A 21,647-nucleotide genomic window follows, 5' to 3' on the forward strand; every position below is an offset into this window, starting at 1 on the left:
ATCAATTTTACAGTTAAACATATAACTTTTTATTCACCCTACCTTATTAACTTTATTTAACTATGACTACATTATTCTCCCAAAGAAAACAGCATTCATTAATAGTTTATTGGTTCCGAACCAAAAACCTCTAAAGTTAGTATTATCAGTAAAAACAATTACTTTCCCACTACCAAATCTTTGAACTTTAAAAGGCACTGAATTTTTCAATTCCTTCAAATTTTCTTTTGAAATATAACCACTTAATAAAGGTTTTTTAGTGTATTGAATTGGATTATTATAACTTTTTTTATCAGCCTTTAAGAATAACTTTGTATTTCTAAACAATGCTATTTTTTGATTTTTATATCCAAAATTTATAGGATGTGATTTATCTATATCAGCTTCAAAAATAGCCCCTCCAATTACCTGAGCACCTGATTGTAATCTTCTGTTTTCAAATGACACATTATTTACTACATCTATTTTTGACTTATTAAATTCTACTTTAATAAGTTTTTGATTAGCTAATAATTTTACAGCATTTCTATACCCAACTAAAACACCTCCATTACGAACCCAAGTTTTTATTTTATTAATTATAGCTCCATTTAAAGAATAACTATTTGGTAGTATTAAGGTTGTATATTTACTTAAATCTACTCTTTCTATATAGTCAGTATCTAATTTAGTTAACTTAATATTAAATCGTTGGTCAAATAAATGCCATATTTCACCTGCATCATAACTAGTAATTCCTTTTCCTACAAGCATAGCCACTTTAGGCTTTTTAATTGCTCTAAAATTTCTACTTCCTAAATCAGCTCCATTATTTAATCCAGTTGTAACTCCTTTAATTTTTACATTACTTTTTTCAGCTACTTCTCCTAAAAAATTAAATAATTGATTATTATTAAGTTTTTGATTTTGTACTGGTATAAAAATAGTTCCGTAATCGTAGGCTATACCATCATTATTAAACTTTTTCATTCCTACTTTAGCTCTAATTCCTTTATCTAAAATTGCATGCAAAGCTTTAGGAGCATAATATTCATTCCAAGGCATTAAGTAACCAACACTACTTTTTACTGTAACACTTCCTTTATTCTTCTGCAAATTTTCAATTTTCTTTCCAGCTACTGAAAGCGATTGATTCTTAATCATATCAACCCCAAAAGCATGATTAAATGTCCAAGCAGAAACGTCATAAAATAAGCTATCTTTAAATGTTTTACGCACATCAAACATTGCTTCTATTAACCTTTTATTTTTTTGATTCATTGGAACTACATAACTATACCCTTTTTTAAATTTTTTCCCTTCACTAGTTATGTCTGATTTTAACTCATGTATATTTATATGATGTCTTTTTAACACTTCAGCTAAATGATACACTTTTCCAGCATCTTTTTCATCTCCAAAAACAAGTGCTTTATTTTGTTTTTCGTTCCTAGCTTTTTCATAAAAATCTTGTTGGTATTTCAAAATCTTTACGCGCATACTTTTTGCAGCTTCTAATGTTGATAAAGTAGCTGTAAATTGATTTCTAATTGTAAACGGAAAGGTTAAAACTCCATTATCACTTTCTTGTGCATGCCCTCTTGAACTACCTTGCTCAAATAAAATACCGATACTTCCATTTATGTCTGGAAATGTAGAACCTTTTCCGTAATAAAAATCATCAAAATCTTCTTCAGAGTAATATAATGATCCAATTTTATCAAATGCTTTTGCATGGTAAGTACCTATTTCTTTAGTTAACTCTTGATTTAACTGGGGAGTTAAAGGATTTGTTCTTTCAGGTATTCCAGGTTGAAAGAAAAAAGTAGAATTAGTTCCCATTTCATGATGATCGGTTAAAATATTTGGCAACCACTCGTGAAATGTTTTAATTCTCACTTTACTTTCAGGTAATTGTACAGGCAACCAATCACGATTCATATCGAACCAATAATGATTCGTTCTTCCTCCTGGCCACACTTCATGATATTCTCTATCATTTGGATCAGGATTAATGTTATTAGCTTTATTTGTGTTGGCCCAATAAGCAAAACGTTGTAATCCATCAGGATTTAATGATGGATCAAATAATATTATCGTATTATTTAATAGTTCATTTATCTTATTCCCCTCAGCAGCGGCTAAATAATAGGCCGCAGCTAATGATGCATTAGACCCACTTGCCTCATTACCATGTATAGAGAATCCTTGATATACTACAATTGGTAAACTAGTAACATTTACTGTTTTATCATCGGTTGCTTGAATATGCTTTAACCTAATTTCATCTAGATTACTATGATTTTTTGGAGATGTTATTTTTAGTAATAATAATGGTCGTCCTTCATAAGTATTTCCTCTATCTTCTATACTAATTCTATCTGATGCTTTTGCCAAAGCCTTCATATACTCCACTAACTTATCATGCGTTATATGCCATTCTCCTACTTCATGTCCTATAACAGATTTAGGCGTTGGTATATTTTTATTATAAGAAACATCTTTAGGCAAATAGTAGGATAAATCTATTTCTTGTGCTTTTATATGTATACTTATAAAAAATAAGCATAGGAGTAATTTTTTCATTAGTTATAATTTGATTAAACCATAAAGATACTCATTCTTAGATTTTAACAAATCCTACTATAGTTTTTAACGATTTTTTAAGAAAACTTTTATCACTAAAGAGTTTCTGTATGCTTTTTCATATTTTAGTTATCAATTAATTTAAAAAATCATGTACATAAAAAAAACGTATCCCTTAAAGGGAATGCTAAAATGGACAAGGAGGTATACTTATGTATTTTTACTTTTAAGTACTATTCCTGTTTTTTTATTTGACATTTTGCGATGGAAATGGCTTTACATACCATGGCTCCCTTTAGGTGTATTGGGTACAGCAGTTTCTTTTATTGTTAGTTTTAAAAACAATGCTTCATATGATCGTTTATGGGAGGCCCGTAAAATTTGGGGAGGCATTGTAAATACTTCTCGATCTTTTACTATCATGATAAAAGATTTCATAAAAAACGATAACATTTCTAATAGTGAACTGAAAAAAATTCATCGTGAATTAGTGCATCGTCATGTCGCTTGGTTAACAGCTTTACGTTATCAACTAAGAAAACATAAACCATGGGAAAACCATATTAAACCTAGTAAATCGAATAAAGAGTTTAGAGAAAAAAACTTTGTGGTTTTAGAACAAACAATTCCCATTGAAAAAGCTATAAATCCATATATTTCTAATAATGAATATAAAGAGATTTTTGCAAAAGGAAATCAAGCATCTCAATTATTAGGAATTCAGTCTAGACGTATAAAAGAATTACAAAGTGAAGGGTTAATTGATGATTTTCGTCATATGGAACTTGAAAAAATATTGGTTGAATTGTATACACTTCAAGGAAAAAGTGAACGCATTAAAAATTTTCCTTATCCTAGACAATTTGCTACTTTAAACTTTATATTTATTTGGATCTTTATCATTCTTTTACCCTATGGAATGATGCAAGAATTTGAAGCTTTGGGTGATAGAATTCTTGCTTCATTAGCAAACCATGAATTTAAAACAGTTATCATGCATAAAATTCAAGAATTCATTGCTATACATTTTGAATGGTTTTCTATCCCGTTCAGTACACTATTAGCTTGGATATTTTATTCTATGGAAGCTATTGGAGAAAATTCTGAAAACCCTTTTGAAGGTGGCCCTAATGATGTACCTATAAGCGACTTATCAAGAGGAATTGAGATTGACATACGTCAATTAATCGATGATACTGACATCCCAGAATCTTATGAATGGAAAAATGATATTACACTATAATTCACTATATTTTTTTCAATAAAAAAGACATGAAAAAGATTTAAAAACATTGATAATGTTAAAGTTTTAATAAAAAAATAAGTAGGGTAATTTTTTTTTAAAACTGTCTTTATAGGGAAACAAGACAATTATAAAAAATGAAAAATCAATTATCCCTACTTTTATTAATTACCTTTTTATGCTCGTATAAAATAAGCGCGCAACAATCAAATTGGAGAGATGCTCCGTTAAAAAAAGATGCAAATTATTTCAATATTCTAAAAAGTAATGAGCAAAGAATATCTGCTGCTAAAAGAAGCTCTAACAAAGTTTCGAAAAAACAGATAAAACAATTTAACCGTTGGAAAAACTTTTGGAAAGATAGAATTTTACCTGATGGTTCTTTTGTTTCTGCTACTCATAACTACAATGAATTAAAAAAAGAAAACAAGCGTCATGCTCGTTTACGTAAAAAGCAATCTACAAGTTGGTCTTTAGTAGGGCCACTTACTCCTCCAAAATCTTCAATTGGTTTTTACCCTGGAATGGGAAGAGTTAATACTGTTGCTTTTAAAGGAACCGATACCAATACAATGTATGTAGGTACTCCAGGCGGTGGTGTTTGGAAAACAACTGATGGAGGGAAAAATTGGGCTGCAAAAGGTGATAACTTCCCTAATTTAGGTGTTTCACATATTGTAATTCACCCAACTGATTCTAAAATTTTATACTTAGCTACTGGTGATTATGATGGTGGTCAAAATAGGTCTGTAGGAGTGTTTAAATCTGTTGACTCAGGTGAAAACTGGAATGCAACTGGTTTGTCTTTTTCTTTAAATCAAAATAACATAATAAGTAAATTACTTATTGACCCTAATAATCCAGATACAATTTTTGCTACTACTAAAAACAGCATTAAAAGATCTACGGACGGAGGTACGAATTGGACGGATGTTTTTACTGAGAATTTTTCTTCTTTCAATGATATTCAATATAAAACTGGAAGTAGCACTATAATTTATGCTACAACAAAATATGGTAGTTTGTATATTTCTAGAAATAACGGTACAGCATGGTCAGTAGCTTCAAAACCTTCTTCTTCAAGATTAGATATTGCTCAAACTACTAATGATCCTAATTTAATTTTATCTCTTGATAGTAGCGGTATAGTTAGAAAATCAACTGATGAAGGAAAAACATGGACAACAGTATCAACAATTAGCGGATACTCAGCTCAGGGTGGATACAATATGACTTTAGCTATTTCTCCTTTAGATAAAAATTTAATTTTAGCTGGAGGTGTTGAAGGTTGGCGCTCAAAAAATGGAGGAACTAGCTGGGAAAAATATTTAGATGGATATTGGGAGACTGGAAACCCATATTTTTATGTTCACTCTGATCATCATGATATGATGTTTGTTCCTGGAACAAATACTGCTTTTTCTGTAAATGATGGTGGTATTTTTAAAGGTGATGCTTCTTCAGACACAAAATGGGCAGATTTATCTTCTGGTTTAGCTATTACTCAATATTACAATGTTTCTGGAACTCCAAAAGATCAAGGAAAATTAATCTTGGGAGCACAAGATAATGATATTGCTATTTATGATGGAAGTAATGGTTTTAAAGGTGAAAATCCTGGTAGTGATGGTGTAGAAGGATTATGGGATTATTCAGATTCAAATATTGCTTGGTCTTGTAGCCAGCAAGGTGGAATGAATAGAACTTTAGATGGATTTAAAACTGCTGCTACTAGAGTATCTACACCTTCTGGAGCCCCTTTTGTTTGGGAACTAGAAATACACCCAACTGATCCGAAAACTATTTTTGGTGGTTTTGGAGATATTTACAAATCTACTGATAGAGGAAACAACTGGATTAATTTAAATTCTTCTGCAGGGACTATCGAATTTATATCAATAGCTCCTTCTAATGCGAATATAATATATGTTTCTGGTCAAAGTGGAGTTGTAAGAAAAACAACTAATGGAGGAACAACTTGGACTAGCATTACTTTACCACAAAGAGGAAACGTGAAAAGTATTGAAGTTCATCCAACGAACCCTTCTGAAGTATATATAGCATACTCTGGATATTCAGTAAATAAAGTTTTTAAATCTACAAATGGTGGTACTAGCTGGACTAATATAACAGGTGCTTTACCAAATATACCTACACATAAAATAATATATAGAACAGGTAGTTCTGATGGTGAGTTATTTTTAGCTACTGATTTAGGTGTATACTATAGAACAAATTCAAAAGGTGACTGGGTTAGATTAGGAAGTGGATTACCTAATGTTATTGTTCATGACATTGAAATTCACTATGCAACTAACAAACTTAGAGCTGCTACTTATGGTAGAGGTGTTTGGGAAGCTTCTATAAGCTCATCTGCTTTAGGTACTGAAGACAACAAATTACCTAAAACTGCTATATCTTTATTTCCTAACCCAACAAATAGCAAAAACATTAACGTTAAATTAAATAAACTTACTGGGAAAACGAATATACTTATATATAATATTATTGGAAGTGTTGTTAAAGATTTAACTATTGAAAACACTGAAAAAAACATTAATCTTTCAGGTTTCTCAAATGGTATTTATTTAGTTAAAATCACTAACAATAATAAAAGTATTACTAAAAAATTAATTGTAAAATAATTTGATTAAATTCAAACACAGAATAAATAATTATTTATTCTGTGTTTTTATTAAATTTCTTATGAAAAAATTCAGCATATTATTCTTATCTCTCTTTGTATTTATAAGTTGTAATCAATCACTAAAGTTAGTATCTGCTACAAAACAAACAGTTTTCCCTGGTAGACCTACCGAAAAAGCATTTACTAATTATATTTTAAAATTCTCTGTTGATTATAGTACACAAATAGAAATTGATAGTATTAAAATACTTCAAAATGATAAATCTCATATAACTACAAAATATTTGTTAAAACATGAAAACGCTTCTTCTTATAGCAAATCAATATCAGAAAAAGGGAGTTATACAATAGAAATACCACTTAAAAACATAAATACTTTAAGTACTTCATCTAATAATAGTATACTATTATACTTAAAAGAAATGGGCAAACTCAAAGAGTTTAAAATTTCTAAATTTAAGAATGAAGAAAAAAGAAAAAGGTGATAAATAAAAAACCGAGCTAGTTAGCTCGGTTTTTTATTTACATAAAGTTCTAATTATACTTCCTTCTTGAGTATTAAAATTAACGTTAAATATTATAATATATTTAACGTTAATTTTAATATTGAATAATGCTATAACTTTACTTTTATCTACCTAAAAATACTAGGTAAATTATGGTATACGCTACTTACTTTTTAAGAACTGAATTTAATCATTTTCTCTCTTCTCTTTTTTATAAAAATCATTTTCATTAAACATTTTTAGATCTTAATACATTCACAAACACACAAAACAATCTATGAAATTATTAAAAGTACTATTTTCAATTTTCGTATTAACTTTATTAGTTAATTGCTCTGAAAACACATCTATTCCAGATCAAAACACTTCTCCTCCAATTTCTAACTCTATTGAATTAACAACTATTAAAATACCAACTAAACTCACTCTTAATTGTATTGAGTTTACAAATGCTCTTAACGGTTTTATTGCTGCTGGTAGTGTTTACCCTAATAAAGAAAGTGAAATTTTAAAAACAACTGATGGAGGAACTACTTGGAAAAAAGTATATTCTTCTTCTGACTTTTCAATAAACAGCATCTCTATAAAAAATAACAATGAAGTCTTTTGTGTTACTGACAACGGAACTATTCTTTCTTCAAGTAACGGAGGAACTACCTGGAATATAGACTCTAGACTTAAAGCTAAAGACTACTACATGAGCTCAATTAAATTTACGAGCAATAATGAAGCATACATAGTTGGGCAAAAGGGAGCTAAGGCTCATGGCTTTATTTTAAAAACTATAGATAATGGTTTAACATGGACTGATCTTGAAAAGGAAAATACTAATCCAAATTATAACTACGAACAACTACTTGAAAACAACCATTTAACTTCTATAACTTATTTTGCACCAACTAATGCCTTAATATTTAGCGGTGGTACTTGGAATAATGGTAAAATTTCTATAAAAAACAATGATTTTTGGGATGTAAATACAATAAATGAGCCTGTTAAATTTACAGATATGGCTATTAAAAATGGTTTTTTAATAGCAGTAGGTAACAATGGACAAACAAATGCTAGCACAGAAAAAGGAGCAATACATTCATATAATTCTAATACCAAAGTATGGAAAAGTATCGATTATAATTCTGACAACAAACTAACCAACGTAGCTATGGTTGAAAACACTATTCTTATAGCTGGTAGAAATAAATCTAACAACCTAACAAATGGTGAATATCTAGCAATCTCAATAGATAACGGTAAAACATGGAGTAGAATACCACATAAACATGTAGTTGCAGAATGGAATGACTTACATGCTATAAACGCTAAATCATTTTTTGCAATTGGTTACAAAGGATTATTGGTTAAAATAACATTAAAATAATAACATAATCATTTCAGTATTACCTCTTATTTTTTAGGTAAAGAATAATCACATAGAAAATTGTTTTTCTATGTGATTATTTAACATATATAATGCTTCCTATAAATCTCAATAGAAGACTCTCCCCATTAACGCTATTTAAAGCAAAATTTAAATTTGATATTACGTATAATTTTTATCAATCAATAATACTTTAAGCATTTATTAGTGCTAAGCATTTTTCAATAGTTTCCTCTTGCATATCTTCATACCACTGCATCAACCTGTAAACTGGCTCTCCTAAATCTTTTTCAAATAACGATTGATTAGAAGTTCCTTCATATTTACGTTTAGCATCATCTGTACCTAAATTAGAAGCAAAAATACCTGCTGCACTTACTGGAAGAAAATCTTCGTAAACCATTGGTTCAATAATCAAATATCCTTTCTCTAATAATTGATTAACATCTAATTTTGTATACAATTTATCTTTTGGTAAACTATTCGCTTTTTCAGTAATGAAATAGTGAAAATAAGCTAATTCTTGAGAATGAAGTTCATCATAATTATCAGGAAAAACTTTAAAATTATCTTTTAGTAATTTGTTATATTCAGTAGAGTTTTCTGCTGTTGGTGATCCGCCTATCGCCCTACGTGTCTTACTTAGTAATTCATTATATAAATCTTGTCCTTTTTGTGTTAACGCCACACCACGCTGTTCAATCTCTCCAAAACGAGCTTTGTGCTCCCCCATCTCTTCATTTCCTGTACTATTCTTAAAAGCCACTTTTTCTGTCAATGCTTTAAAACTAGTTTGGCGTAATAAAATAGGGCATTTTCTTGCTGGTGGTCCTTCTATAGTATCTTTTGCAGGAATATTCCGAGCCTCCATACTAGCTTGCACCGTATCTATATCTAAAGTTCTAGGTGTTAAATGATTTATATGCGGACCTTTAAATGCAACTACATCAGCAATTAACCTATGTTGGTTTAACAGCGTTTGGTACATATTATAATCTACTGTTGCTGATTCATGCCATCGGAAAGTTTCCGACGCTTCTCGAACAAAAGTTTCAGTATCCTCTATAGTTAAACCTCCTTCTTTTTCAAACTTATCTATAAACTTTAATGCCTTTTCTGTGAATATCTGACGATTTTCAAGAATGGATTCAACATTACTTCGAAGCTGATCATCATCAATTAGATCTAAACGCAATAAAGATGTAAAAACTCTGAAAGGTGCCTGATTAAGAGCTGTATTATCAATAGCTCTAAATGCAGTAGCATGCACAGGAACTCCAGCCGTTGCTAGATCATAATACCCAACAGGGTACATACCCATTACTTTAAACAAACGTCTCATGGTAAATAGTTCTTCAGGTTTCCCTAAACGAATTGCTCCATGTCGCTCCATATTTAATCTAGATACTTCTCCTGTACGTGATAGTTGCTCCTTAATCTCGTTCGAATTTGAAAGTACTTTTTCATTAATATCATGAACCAAATCCAATAGTTCTCCATAAAGAGGAACCTCATCCTTATACATATCAGACATAACCTTTGAAAAACGACTACGAATATATTCTGGAGAAACAAATGCCTTAACAGTATGACATTCTTCTACTATACTTTTTGATGACATATTTTATTAAAATTTTAAGCAAAAATAAATCGTATTTCTTTCAAAAACATATAATTATAAGTAAATTTACACTTTAAATAATCATTTTATATTAAATTGACTTTTAAACAACCTATAAAAGTAAATTTAATTTTTAACAACTTGAAAATTACTATATGAATAATCAATTTGATTATATTGATAAACAAATACTAATTCATTTACAATCTGATGCTAGAAAAGCTTTTTCTCAAATAGCAGAAGAATTAAAAATTTCTAATTCATTAGTACATCAACGAATAAAAAAACTAACAGAATCTGGTGTCATAAAAAATGCTGAATTTTTACTTGACGAAAAAAAACTAGGCTATAAAACTAAATCATATACAGGAATCAGATTACGAGAAGCTCGCTTTGCTAAATCAGTAATGGAAGAACTTAAAAAAGTTGATGAAATTGTTGAATCCAATTATGTTTCTGGAAATTATGCTATTTTTATTCTGATATTTGCACGAGACAATGAACATTTACGTGAAGTTTTGTACGAACAAGTTCATTTAATTAATGGTGTTGCTGGAACAGATACTTTTATTTGTTTTGATGCAGGTTTTAAAAGAAATATCCCTATTCAATAGAAGATGATAAATACTACCGTTTTAACAAAGTTAGAAAATTCTTTACATGGAGAATTATTATACGATAATTTACATAAAAATATTTATGCTACTGATGCTTCTGTATATCGTAAAATACCATTAGCTGTTGCATATCCTAAAAATAATGAGGATATTAAAAAGTTAATTTCTTTTGCTACTGAAAATAGTATTACTTTAATTCCACGTACTGCTGGAACATCTTTAGCTGGTCAATGTGTTGGAGATGGTATTGTAGTTGATGTATCTAAATACTTCACTAACATGCTTGCTTTTGATGAAAAAGCAAAAACTATTACAGTTGAACCTGGAATTATTCGTGATGATTTAAATCGTTTTCTAGAACCCTTTGGTTTATTTTTTGGACCAAATACCTCAACTTCAAATCGATGTATGATTGGAGGAATGGTAGGAAACAATTCATCTGGTAGTACATCAATTCGTTACGGTGTTACTCGTGATAAAGTGCTAAGTATTGAAGGTATTTTAAGTGATGGTAGTGATGTTATTTTTTCTGAAATTAACTCTATAGAATTCCAACAAAAAAAATCAAGTAATTCACTTGAAGGAAAAATTTATAGTTCAATTTATAATGAGCTTTCACAAAAAAATATTCAACAAGAAATAAAAAAAGAGTTCCCTAAAGAAAGTATTCATAGAAGAAATACTGGGTATGCTGTTGATGAATTTTTAACCTCAGATTTATTTGGGGGTAATGAACCAACTATAAACCCTGCTAAATTTTTATCTGGTAGTGAAGGTACTTTAGTTTTTTCTACTTCAATTACCATACAACTTGATGATTTACCACCTACTCAAAGCATTATGGTATGTCCTCATTTTACAAGTGTAAACGAAAGTTTAAAAGCCACAGTTACAGCTATGAATCATAATTTATATGCTTGTGAACTTATGGATAAAGTGATTTTAGACTGTACTAAGAATAACCGTGAACAAACTAAAAATCGTTTCTTTTTACAAGGAGATCCTGAAGCTGTATTAATGCTAGAAGTTTCTGCTAACACAATAGAACAAGCAGAAGTTTTAGCTGATAAACTTATTAAAGATTTAGAAACTAATAATTTTGGCTATCATTATCCAAAAGTTTACGGAAAAGATATTGCTAAAGTTCATCACTTAAGAAAAGCTGGCTTGGGGTTATTAGGTAATATTGTTGGAGACATGAAAGCAGTTGCTTGTATTGAAGATACTGCTGTTGCCTTAAACGATTTACCAGAATATATTGAAGAGTTTACTCAAATTATGGATAAATATCAGCAAGACGCAGTTTATTATGCCCATGCTGGTGCAGGTGAATTACACTTACGTCCAATTTTAAATTTAAAAAAGCAGGAAGATGTTTCTCTTTTCAGAAAAATAACTACTGAAACTGCTGAATTAGTAAAAAAATACCAAGGTTCATTTAGTGGTGAACATGGAGATGGAATTGTTCGTGCTGAATTTATTCCTTTAATGATTGGTGAGAATAATTATCAATTATTACGTAGAATCAAAAAAGCTTTTGATCCTAATAACATTTTTAATAAAGGAAAAATTACTGACGCTTTTCCTATGGATAAAAGCTTACGTTATGAAATTGATCGGGTTGAACCTAAAATTGATACAATACAAGATTTTTCGGATAGTGAAGGGATATTAAAGTTAGCAGAAAAATGTAATGGTTCTGGAGATTGTAGAAAGTCACCTGAAGCTGGAGGAACTTTATGCCCTAGTTATAGAGCTACACGAAATGAAAAAGAATCCACCCGTGCAAGAGCAAATACTTTACGTGAAGTATTGACAAATAATACAGCAAAAAACAAATTTGATTCTAAAGAATTAAAAGATATTTTAGATTTATGCTTAAGCTGTAAAGCTTGTGCTACAGAATGCCCAAGTAATGTTGATATTGCCTCTATGAAAGCAGAGTTTTTATATCAATATCAAGAAACTAATGGCTATTCTTTCCGCAGTAAATTATTTGCAAACAATTCAAAATACAACAAATTAGGAAGTAAGCTCCCTGCTTTAACAAACTTTTTTACCAACACAACGATTGCTAAAAAAGTAATGGGTGTAGCTACCGAACGAAGTGTTCCTAAATTAGATAAACAACCTTTAGAAGCTTGGTTAAAAAAGCACACCTCAAAAACTACAAATAAAACTGTTTATCTATTTAATGATGAATTTACCAATTATTATGATACTGAAATAGGGAAAGACACAGTAATTGTTTTAGAAAAACTAGGTTATGAAGTAAAATCAATAAAACATGAAGAAAGCGGACGTAGTTATATTTCAAAAGGTTTTTTAAAGGAAGCTAAAGAAATAACCAATAAGAACATTGCTGTTTTTAAAAATTTAATTTCTAATGAAACCCCTTTAATAGGTATAGAGCCTTCTGCTATTTTAACTTTTAGAGATGAATATATTCGTTTAGCAGATGATAAACTAGGAGCAAAAGAAATTGCAAAAAACACATTTACTATTGAAGAGTTTTTAGCTAACGAACACAAAAAAAATAATATTGATATTTCTATTTTCACGAGTGATGCTAAAGAACTAAAAATTCATGGTCACTGTCATCAAAAAGCATTATCTAGTACTCATGCTTCATTTAGTATATTAAACATACCTGAAAATTACAAAGTAACAATTATGAATACTGGTTGTTGTGGAATGGCTGGTTCTTTTGGATATGAAAAAGAGCACTATAAAGTAAGTATGCAAGTGGGTGAAGATACTTTATTTCCTAAAATTAGAAACTGTTCTAAGCAAACAGAAATTGTTGCTGCAGGAACAAGTTGTCGACATCAAATTTATGACGGTACCAAACGTATTGCTAAGCATCCTATAACAATATTAAAAGAATCATTAATTTAATATTAGTTAATTATTTACAAATACACATAAGTTCATTAACAATTCATTGAACTTATGTGTTCACTCATCTAAAAAACAATACTTTAACGAATATATTTCGTATATTTAAGAGATATGTAATTTTAAATATACAATTATGTCAAAAAATAAAATAATCATTAACAATGCCTTACTTATTTTTGGAGGTATTGTCGGGTTCTTTTTTTTAATGAAAATATTGGGTTTAAATAATGTTTCTGAATTACGTTTATTAAATTTTGTTTTTGTGCTTTGGGGAATAAACAAGGCTATAAAAACAAACATTAAACTAAATCAAGAATCATTATACTTTTCAAATTTTTCAATAGGAGTAGGAACTTCAATTTTAGCCGTAGGCCTTACCATTTTAGGCTTAATAATTTATGTTGGATTTATTGATCCTGAACTAATTACCGTATTAGGAAACTCTTCTTTTTGGGGTAAAAACTTAAATTTATCTTTAATTGTTTTTGCTTTAGCTATTGAAGGAATTGCTTCATCTGTTATTTGTTCTTTTATTTTAATGCAATACTATAAGAATTATAAAATAACCAATACTTCTATAGCTTAAAAAAAACTTGAATTAAATAAAAAGGATTTCAATTTAATTGAAATCCTTTTTATTTATAATTTCTTTACAAACAAATGATGCAAAGTTTTTATCTACATATATATCATGATTACCCTTTACTTTTTTCATAGGTAAATTCATTTTCTGAAACCAATTATCCTTAGGTACAAACTTATCATTTTCTGAAAAATACAAGAAAATATTACCTAGAGGTTTTCTAGACTCATATCTTAGTCTAGTTGACGAAATACAATACATGAAAAGTTTTTTATTGCTTTTCATTGCATAGTTCCAAGCTATGGTTCCTCCTATACTAAAGGCAAGTATTATGGTATCATTTTGCTTTTCAGCTTTGCAAAGTTTAGAAACTGCTTTTTCAATACCTCCTTTTACAAATTGCTTATGTAAATTTTCTTCTTTATAAACAGTTGTATCAACTTCAGCTAACTCACAACTATCATAAAAAACAATTTCAAAATCACTTTTTAATGCATCAGTATAATTTGTTAACCATGTTGCTTTCTTTTCTCCCCATAAATCTGATAGAATAATTAATCTTTTCATCATAATAAATTATTAGATATAACTATAAAAAGGGCTGAGAATAATAAAAATCAACAAATTTATTTTTTTAAAAACACTTCCGCCATCATACAACGAGCACTACCACCTCCACAAGTTTCAATAGTTTCAAGTGAACTGTGTACTATTTTACAATGCTTTTCAATTATAGCTACCTGGTTTTTAGTTAATGAATTGTAGGCAGAAGAACTCATTACTAAAAAACGTTCATCATCATTTCCTATAAGCTGTAACATATTTCCTGCAAACTGAGTTACTTGTTTTTCAGTTATGGCAATAACCTCTTTTCCATCAGACTTAAAATGTTTTACTAACTCTTTTTTTTCTTTTTTATCATCAATAGCATCTAAACAAACTACTACAAAAGTTTCTGCTACGCACATCATAACATTAGTATGATAAATAGCTTCTCTGTTACTTCCTACCGTTTGATTTGCAACAAAAACTACAGGTGTATATTCAAAATCTTCACAAAACTCAATAAATAACTCCTCATCTGCTCTAGGTGATAAAGCACAATAGGCTTTTTGGTTAGTGCGATCTAAAATCATACTTCCAGTTCCTTCTAAAAAAATGCCTTCTTCTTCAGCCTCAGAATAATCAATAACATTTTCTATTATAAATCCTTTACTCTCTAAAACCTCTAATACATCATCTCTTTTTTCAAGACGTCTATTTTCAGCAAACATTGGATATACGGCAACATCTCCATTTTCATGAAAAGAAATCCAGTTATTAGGAAACAAAGCATCTGGTGTATCTGGTGTTTTAGTATCTTCAATTACTACCACCTCTACTCCTACTCCTTCTAATTTACCAACAAAATCATCAAATTCTTCCTGTGCTTTAGCATTAATAGTTACGGGTAACATTCCAGCTAATTCCTGTTGGTAATAATTATTAACAGCAGTTTGTTCGTTCATTCTAAAACTAGAAGGGCGAACCATTAAGATAGTATTGGTAGTTTGCTTCATACTACGAAGGTAAAAATATTTCTTATTTTTTGCGCATTATATCAGCTAAATAACTAGCATCTTTTGAAACTCCTCCCAATGTTGCTGATCCTCTAGTAAACATCCAAGGTAACCCTATAAAGTATAAACCTTCTATATTACTTACACCTCTATAGTTTTTATGATAATTTCCTTCATCTAACTCTAGTCCTTCAATCCATTTAAAGTTCGGACGATACCCAGTTGCCCAAACAATATTTTTAATAGTAGAAATTTTATTCTTTTCAAAATGGATATCGTTTTTAAATGCATCCTTTGTTCTTCCAACGCAAACTACATTTTTTCGAGAAAGTATTCCCTTTACATCTGTTCCTATAACTGGTTGAGAAGAAGAACTAATTTTTTTCCCAATCCAACTATACTTACTATAACTTAAAAAACCGATTAAAGTAAACCACCACCATAATGTTTTACCTAAAAACTGTTGGGGTAACGATTTTACAGAAGTATCTCCAGAAAAATAAACAGTTCTTGAAGAGTTCTCAGATATTTCATTTAAAATTTGATACCCAGAATCTCCCCCGCCTACAACTAATGTATCACCGTTTTGTAACTGATTTTCATTTTTATAATAGTTACTATGCATTTGAAGTATACTATCAGATATTTTAGTATGACAAGGAGGTGTATAAGGAATATGAAAAGGACCTGTTGCAACTACTACGTTTTTTGCCTCAATACTCCCATCTTTATACTTAATAAAAAAACCTTCTTTAGTTTTACTAACAGAAGTTACTAGAGTATTTAGCTGTATTGGAATACTATTTTTTTCAACATAAGATTTAAAATAATTACTAACTTCAACTTTTGAAGGGTAATACCCTTTAGGGGCATTAAATTTTAATCCCGGTAAATGATTATACTCTGTGGGGGTAAAAAGTTTTAAAGAATCCCATCTATTCAACCAAGAAGCACCAATTTCATTTTCTCCATCAAGAACTATAAACTTTTTATCCATTTTTCCTAAATGGTAAGCCATAGACAATCCTGCTTGCGCTCCTCCAATTACTACATAATCTAACATCTAATGCCCTTTTATTGATTTACGCTACAAAGGTAAATACAAATAAACGCATAAACACTAAGTTCTTGGTATACTTTTAAGTGATTAAAATTAGTTAAATATCTAATTTTTTATTTGATGCCATTTTTTAAATTCACAAAAACAGTATTATTCAACTCACCCTCTAATACATTAATCGCTTTTTTGCTTCGCATTCCTGATTTACAATATACTACTATCGGTTTTGAAGTATCTAGTTCTAAATATCTTTGTGGAATTTCTCCTAACGGAATGTGCTGTCCTCCTATATGGTGTTCTTCACGTTCCCAGTATTCTCGAACATCCAACAAATTATACATCTCTAAATTATTTTGTAATTCACCCAATGAAATTTCATTATTAATTGATTTTATCCCACAGAAAAAATCATAGTCTTCTTCTAATTCGGTAACCTCAGCTTTTTCTGTTCTTTCGAATTTCAATATCATTTGACGCATACTTAGTGTATCATACATCAATAATTTATTTGCTAACACCTCACCCGTTTCACAAATTATTTTAATTGTTTCATTTGCTTGAAGACTTCCTATAATTCCTGGCAACACACCCAAAACTCCAATTTCGGAACAATTTGGAGATTCATCTGGTTTTGGAGGTGAAGGATATAAACACCTATAAGTTGCACTCTTTTTGTAATTAAAAACACTTACCTGCCCTTCAAACTTAAAAATGGCCCCATACACTAAAGGTTTATTCGTTAATAGAGAAGCATCATTAGTCAAATATCGTGTTGAAAAATTATCACTTCCATCTACAATAACATCGTAGTTTTCAAATAACTGAATTGCATTCGCTCGAGTTAGCTTTTCTTTATATACCGTAAAGGTTACAAATGGATTTAATTTAGACAATCGTTTTGATGCCGTTTCTGCTTTGGATGAGCCTATATCATCTATGGTATATAAAATTTGACGTTGTAAATTACTTTGATCTATTTCGTCATCATCTATAATTCCAATATTACCAACTCCTGCAGCAGTTAAGTATTGTAACACAGGACATCCTAGTCCTCCTGCTCCAATAACCAAAACTTTAGCCTTCTTTAATTTCAATTGACCTTCTTCTCCTATTTTATCTAAAATAAGGTGACGGTTATACTGCTTTTTTTCTTCTGGAGTTAAACTCATTTTAACTAATTATTCTTTTCTATTAATAAAAGACAATCAAAGAGAACTTCTAGCTATGTTAAATTAACTAAAAACTTCCCAATCTTTCCAAACTACTTCCAACCCTTTTTCTTTTAACATTAGTACTATTTCTTCGGTACTACGTTCATCAGATATTTCAAATTGTTCTAAGGATTGTGGTTCTACTGAATATCCTCCTGGATTTGTTTTTGATTCTGCACTAATAGATGTTGCTCCTAAATTAACAATATTATTTCTAAAAACTTCACTTTCTCTAGTAGACATTGATAATTCAACATCTTCATCAAGCAAACGAAATGCACATATTAATTGTACTAAATCTGCATCAGTCATTTCAACTTTTGGTTCTAATCCACCTGAATGCGGGCGCAATCGAGGAAATGAAATAGAATACTTAGTTTTCCAATAGGTTTTTTGTAAATATTTTAAATGCAACGCTGTAAAAAAACTATCTGCACGCCAATCTTCCAAACCAAATAAAGCTCCTAATCCTATTTTATGAACACCAGCTCTTCCTAACCTATCTGGAGTTTCTAAACGATACTTAAAATTAGATTTCTTTCCTTTAGGATGATGTTTTTTATACTCCTCTTTATGATATGTTTCTTGATATACTAAAACCGCATATAAACCATTTTCTATAAGTAGCTCATACTCATTTTGATCTAATGGTTGAACTTCAATCGTTATATTTGAAAACTGAGAACGGATTAATTTGATTGCATTATTTATATAATTTACACCAACTGTTTTATTTGCTTCTCCTGTTACTAATAAAATATGGTCATACCCTTTATTTTTTAGAAAAGTAACTTCCTTTAATATCTCTTCATCTGTTAAAGTACGTCTAGGTATTTTATTTGTTAAACTAAACCCACAATAAGTACATATGTTTTGGCACTCATTACTTAAGTACATTGGAGCATACATTTGTATAGTATTTCCAAAACGCTTTTTTGTTAGCGCACTACTCATATGTGCCATTTCTTCTAAAAACGGTTTTGCTGCAGGTGAAATTAAAGCTTTAAAATCTTCTAAACTTCTTTTACTTTTTACCAGTGCTTGTTCAACATCAGATGTAGTTTTACTAAAAATACTTTTCAATTCTACATCCCAATTATATTGACCAAAAGTATCTATGAAACTTTTTGAATTTTCGTTTTCTATCGAATTCATTCTACATTTTTTATTCTTTCTTTATAATTAACATAAAAGAAAGTATAACTTTATTAATTCAAAAAACTTGTTAATGGACTACTAGCTTCCGCTTTATTTCTAACTGGAGCTAATTTTGCTTCATAAGCCATTCTCCCAGATTCTACTGCCATTTTAAAAGCCGTTGCCATAGCCACTGGATTTTTAGATACAGCAATTGCAGTATTCACTAATACTGCATCGGCACCAATTTCCATTGCGTATGCAGCATGCGATGGTGCTCCAATACCAGCATCAACAATAACAGGAATATTAGATTGTTCAATTATTATTTCTAAAAACTCTACCGTTTTTAATCCTTTATTACTTCCAATTGGTGCGCCTAATGGCATTACACATTGTGTTCCTACCTCTTCTAAACGTTTGCATAAAACTGGATCTGCATGAATATAAGGCATTACAACAAATCCCTGTTTTACCAACTCTTCAGCTGCTTTTAAAGTTTCAATAGGATCTGGTAATAAATATCTTGGATCTGGATGAATTTCTAATTTAACCCAATTAGTTTCTAATGCTTCTCTAGATAATTCAGCTGCAAAAACTGCCTCTTTTGCTGTTCTAACTCCTGAAGTATTAGGTAACAAATTAACTCTTGAATGATTTAAGTGTGATAATATATCATCCTCTTCATTTTGAACATCTACTCTTTTTAATGCAACAGTTATTAGTTCACTTTCTGATGCTATTAAAGATTCTTTCATTAACTGAGATGAACTAAATTTTCCTGTTCCTGTAAATAGCCTAGATGAAAAAGTTTTATCTGCTATTGTTAGTTTGGTATTTATCATTTTTATTTGTTATCATCTAGTTTATAAACTTGTTCATTAGTACTTGGAGCTTTTAATAATTGATGGAAAACAGGAATACTAGTAAAATCGTTAGTTATTGCTCCAGAAACAGCTACTCCAAAAACACCCGTTTTTATTATACTTGTAACTGTATCTAAAGTAATGCCTCCTACAGCTATTATAGGAGTTTCCGATTTTAATTCTTCAATCAATACTTTATACCCAGCTTCTCCTATTACTGGACTTAAATTCTTTTTAGTTTCAGTAAATTGAAACGGCCCTAAACCAATATAATCAACTTTTTTAGTTAACAACTCTTTACAATCTTCTAAAGTATTTGCTGTTCCTCCAATACTATAAAATTTCCCTAAATAATCACGAACTTTTAATGGACAAGCATCTTTTTTTCCAAGATGTACTCCATCTGCATTCACTTCTTTTGCTACCTTATAATAATCGTTTATAATTAATCTAGTTTGATAATGTGCAGTAATTTCTCTTGCCTTTTTAGCAGTTTCTAAAATTGTTTTAGGGTCAACGTTTTTTAACCGTAACTGCACCCATTCTACTCCTGATGAACATGCTCTTTGAATATTTTCTAAATGCTCTTCAGCTGTTTCCCCCTGAGTTATATAGTGTAATTTACTTATCATTCTTGTTTTTTTTGAATATTTCTATGTCTTCAATAAATTTATCAAATTTTACATCAAACTTTCTTTTTGTTAAACTAATTGAACCAATTACATTTAAATTATCATTCCAATTCATTGGAAATTTAGATGTAGCTTTTATTTCATAAATTCCTTCACTTTTATTTCTATTTCTAGAAAACTGTGGGTCAACTATAAAACATATATACAGTGAAATTCTATGATTAAATTTAAATTGAATTTTCCAATTTTCATCATCCCACCATTCTATATTTGAATTAATTTCGATTATTTCCCAATTTCGATTAATCAATTCTTTCTCTATTTGATATTTATATCCCGTTTTTTTTATCTTACTTTATTTATTTCTTATACTTGTGTTTACCTAACAAAGATTCATTTGAGTTTAAAAACTCTTCTGTATATCTTTTTACATTTTTACAAACATCTTCTAAAGGAATTTCTTTCATTAAATTTGACGCTAATGCTGATGATAATACACAACCACTTCCATGTTTTTGATAAACAGTATTGGCTATAGGTGGAATGTTCATTTTTACTATTTTACTATAATAAACTTCATCCCAACCTTTTTTATCTTCTCTATGACCTCCTTTCAAATAAATATTTGTTCTTTCTGAAATAAACTCAATTGTTTCTTCAACAGTTTTATCAGGAAATAGTTCTTTTATTTCATTATAATTTGGTGTTAAGAAGTCGCAATGATTTAAAACTTTCTCAAATACTTTCAGGTCTTGTTTCGAATGAAAATCAAAGCCTGCACTTGCTTTTAAAATAGGATCTAATACTACCTTTATTGATGGATTTATTTTTTTTAATACTTGAAGTACTTCTAATAAAATTTTCCATGACTGAATAATTCCTATTTTAACTACTGATATTGAAAATCGTTCAAAAAGTGTTGTTATTTGATTAACAATTGTTTCTTTTTCAATCCAAATACAATCTTTAAAGGCAATATCATTTTGAACGGTAACTGCAGTACAAACAGATAGGCCATACAACCCGTGGGCTTCAAATGTTTTAATATCTGATGTGATTCCTGCTCCGCTTGATGGATCAATACCAGCTATGGTTAATATGTAAGTTTTAGTATTCAATTT

The 21,647-nt window shown here is 29.6% G+C and carries 18 protein-coding genes; 7 read left to right on the forward strand and 11 right to left on the reverse strand.

Annotated features, from left to right (window positions below):
- Positions 1-66: 66 nt before the first annotated feature.
- Entirely contained in the window at positions 67-2,565 is a 2,499-nt protein-coding gene (locus BLV71_RS01715) for a M14 family metallopeptidase (RefSeq protein WP_176974326.1), read from the reverse strand.
- Between the two features lie 151 nt (positions 2,566-2,716).
- Between BLV71_RS01715 and BLV71_RS01720 the strand changes: the two genes are divergently transcribed.
- The 4 genes from BLV71_RS01720 to BLV71_RS01735 all read left to right on the forward strand — a co-directional run bounded on the left by BLV71_RS01720 (position 2,717) and on the right by BLV71_RS01735 (position 8,339).
- A complete protein-coding gene (locus tag BLV71_RS01720; protein WP_093868870.1) occupies positions 2,717-3,808 on the forward strand; it encodes a bestrophin family protein in 1,092 nt (363 codons plus the stop codon).
- Between the two features lie 137 nt (positions 3,809-3,945).
- The gene (locus BLV71_RS01725; protein ID WP_093868871.1) at positions 3,946-6,453 is read left to right on the forward strand and encodes a T9SS type A sorting domain-containing protein; all 2,508 of its coding nucleotides are present in this window, start codon (positions 3,946-3,948) and stop codon (positions 6,451-6,453) included.
- Between the two features lie 61 nt (positions 6,454-6,514).
- Positions 6,515-6,940, forward strand: coding sequence for a hypothetical protein (locus BLV71_RS01730; protein WP_093868872.1), 426 nt, complete (start codon positions 6,515-6,517; stop codon positions 6,938-6,940).
- A gap of 298 nt (positions 6,941-7,238) precedes the next feature.
- Positions 7,239-8,339 (forward strand): WD40/YVTN/BNR-like repeat-containing protein, encoded by a 1,101-nt coding sequence (locus BLV71_RS01735; RefSeq protein ID WP_093868873.1) that lies wholly within the window; start codon positions 7,239-7,241, stop codon positions 8,337-8,339.
- Between the two features lie 193 nt (positions 8,340-8,532).
- Here the strand turns inward: BLV71_RS01735 and BLV71_RS01740 are convergent, their stop codons facing one another.
- On the reverse strand, positions 8,533-9,960 hold the full coding sequence (locus BLV71_RS01740) for a 2-oxoadipate dioxygenase/decarboxylase HglS (RefSeq protein WP_093868874.1): 1,428 nt from the start codon (positions 9,958-9,960) through the stop codon (positions 8,533-8,535).
- A gap of 155 nt (positions 9,961-10,115) precedes the next feature.
- Here BLV71_RS01740 and BLV71_RS01745 point away from each other — a divergent pair, with 155 nt between their 5' ends.
- The 3 genes from BLV71_RS01745 to BLV71_RS01755 all read left to right on the forward strand — a co-directional run bounded on the left by BLV71_RS01745 (position 10,116) and on the right by BLV71_RS01755 (position 14,064).
- Positions 10,116-10,574: an Lrp/AsnC family transcriptional regulator gene (locus BLV71_RS01745; protein WP_093868875.1), complete on the forward strand. Its 459-nt coding sequence runs from the start codon at positions 10,116-10,118 to the stop codon at positions 10,572-10,574.
- A 3-nt stretch (positions 10,575-10,577) separates the two neighbouring features.
- Positions 10,578-13,475: an FAD-binding and (Fe-S)-binding domain-containing protein gene (locus BLV71_RS01750; protein ID WP_093868876.1), complete on the forward strand. Its 2,898-nt coding sequence runs from the start codon at positions 10,578-10,580 to the stop codon at positions 13,473-13,475.
- 136 nt (positions 13,476-13,611) lie between these two features.
- The gene (locus BLV71_RS01755) at positions 13,612-14,064 is read left to right on the forward strand and encodes a hypothetical protein (RefSeq protein ID WP_093868877.1); all 453 of its coding nucleotides are present in this window, start codon (positions 13,612-13,614) and stop codon (positions 14,062-14,064) included.
- 33 nt (positions 14,065-14,097) lie between these two features.
- On the opposite strand, the gene BLV71_RS01760 is transcribed toward BLV71_RS01755, so the two are convergent.
- The 9 genes from BLV71_RS01760 to BLV71_RS01800 all read right to left on the reverse strand — a co-directional run bounded on the left by BLV71_RS01760 (position 14,098) and on the right by BLV71_RS01800 (position 21,644).
- Positions 14,098-14,631, reverse strand: coding sequence for a hypothetical protein (locus BLV71_RS01760; protein WP_093868878.1), 534 nt, complete (start codon positions 14,629-14,631; stop codon positions 14,098-14,100).
- 56 nt (positions 14,632-14,687) lie between these two features.
- Positions 14,688-15,620, reverse strand: coding sequence for a citrulline utilization hydrolase CtlX (gene ctlX / locus BLV71_RS01765; protein WP_093868879.1), 933 nt, complete (start codon positions 15,618-15,620; stop codon positions 14,688-14,690).
- Positions 15,621-15,642: 22 nt separating this feature from the next.
- Positions 15,643-16,683 (reverse strand): flavin-containing monooxygenase, encoded by a 1,041-nt coding sequence (locus BLV71_RS01770; protein WP_093868880.1) that lies wholly within the window; start codon positions 16,681-16,683, stop codon positions 15,643-15,645.
- Between the two features lie 110 nt (positions 16,684-16,793).
- Positions 16,794-17,849, reverse strand: a complete 1,056-nt coding sequence (gene moeB, locus BLV71_RS01775) for a molybdopterin-synthase adenylyltransferase MoeB (RefSeq protein WP_093868881.1) — start codon at positions 17,847-17,849, stop codon at positions 16,794-16,796.
- 63 nt (positions 17,850-17,912) lie between these two features.
- Positions 17,913-19,046, reverse strand: coding sequence for a 2-iminoacetate synthase ThiH (thiH, locus tag BLV71_RS01780; RefSeq protein WP_093868882.1), 1,134 nt, complete (start codon positions 19,044-19,046; stop codon positions 17,913-17,915).
- Positions 19,047-19,099: 53 nt separating this feature from the next.
- A complete protein-coding gene (locus BLV71_RS01785) occupies positions 19,100-19,873 on the reverse strand; it encodes a thiazole synthase (protein WP_176974327.1) in 774 nt (257 codons plus the stop codon).
- 2 nt (positions 19,874-19,875) lie between these two features.
- Positions 19,876-20,526, reverse strand: a complete 651-nt coding sequence (thiE, locus tag BLV71_RS01790; protein WP_093868883.1) for a thiamine phosphate synthase — start codon at positions 20,524-20,526, stop codon at positions 19,876-19,878.
- Complete coding sequence (locus BLV71_RS01795) at positions 20,516-20,836, reverse strand: hypothetical protein (protein ID WP_093868884.1); 321 nt, start codon at positions 20,834-20,836, stop codon at positions 20,516-20,518. Before BLV71_RS01795 ends, thiE begins: the two co-directional genes overlap by 11 nt.
- A 49-nt stretch (positions 20,837-20,885) precedes the next feature.
- A complete protein-coding gene (locus tag BLV71_RS01800; protein WP_093868885.1) occupies positions 20,886-21,644 on the reverse strand; it encodes a hydroxymethylpyrimidine/phosphomethylpyrimidine kinase in 759 nt (252 codons plus the stop codon).
- Between the last annotated feature and the right edge of the window lie 3 nt (positions 21,645-21,647).

Source organism: Tenacibaculum sp. MAR_2010_89 (assembly GCF_900105985.1).
Classification (GTDB): Bacteria; Bacteroidota; Bacteroidia; order Flavobacteriales; family Flavobacteriaceae; genus Polaribacter; species Polaribacter halocynthiae.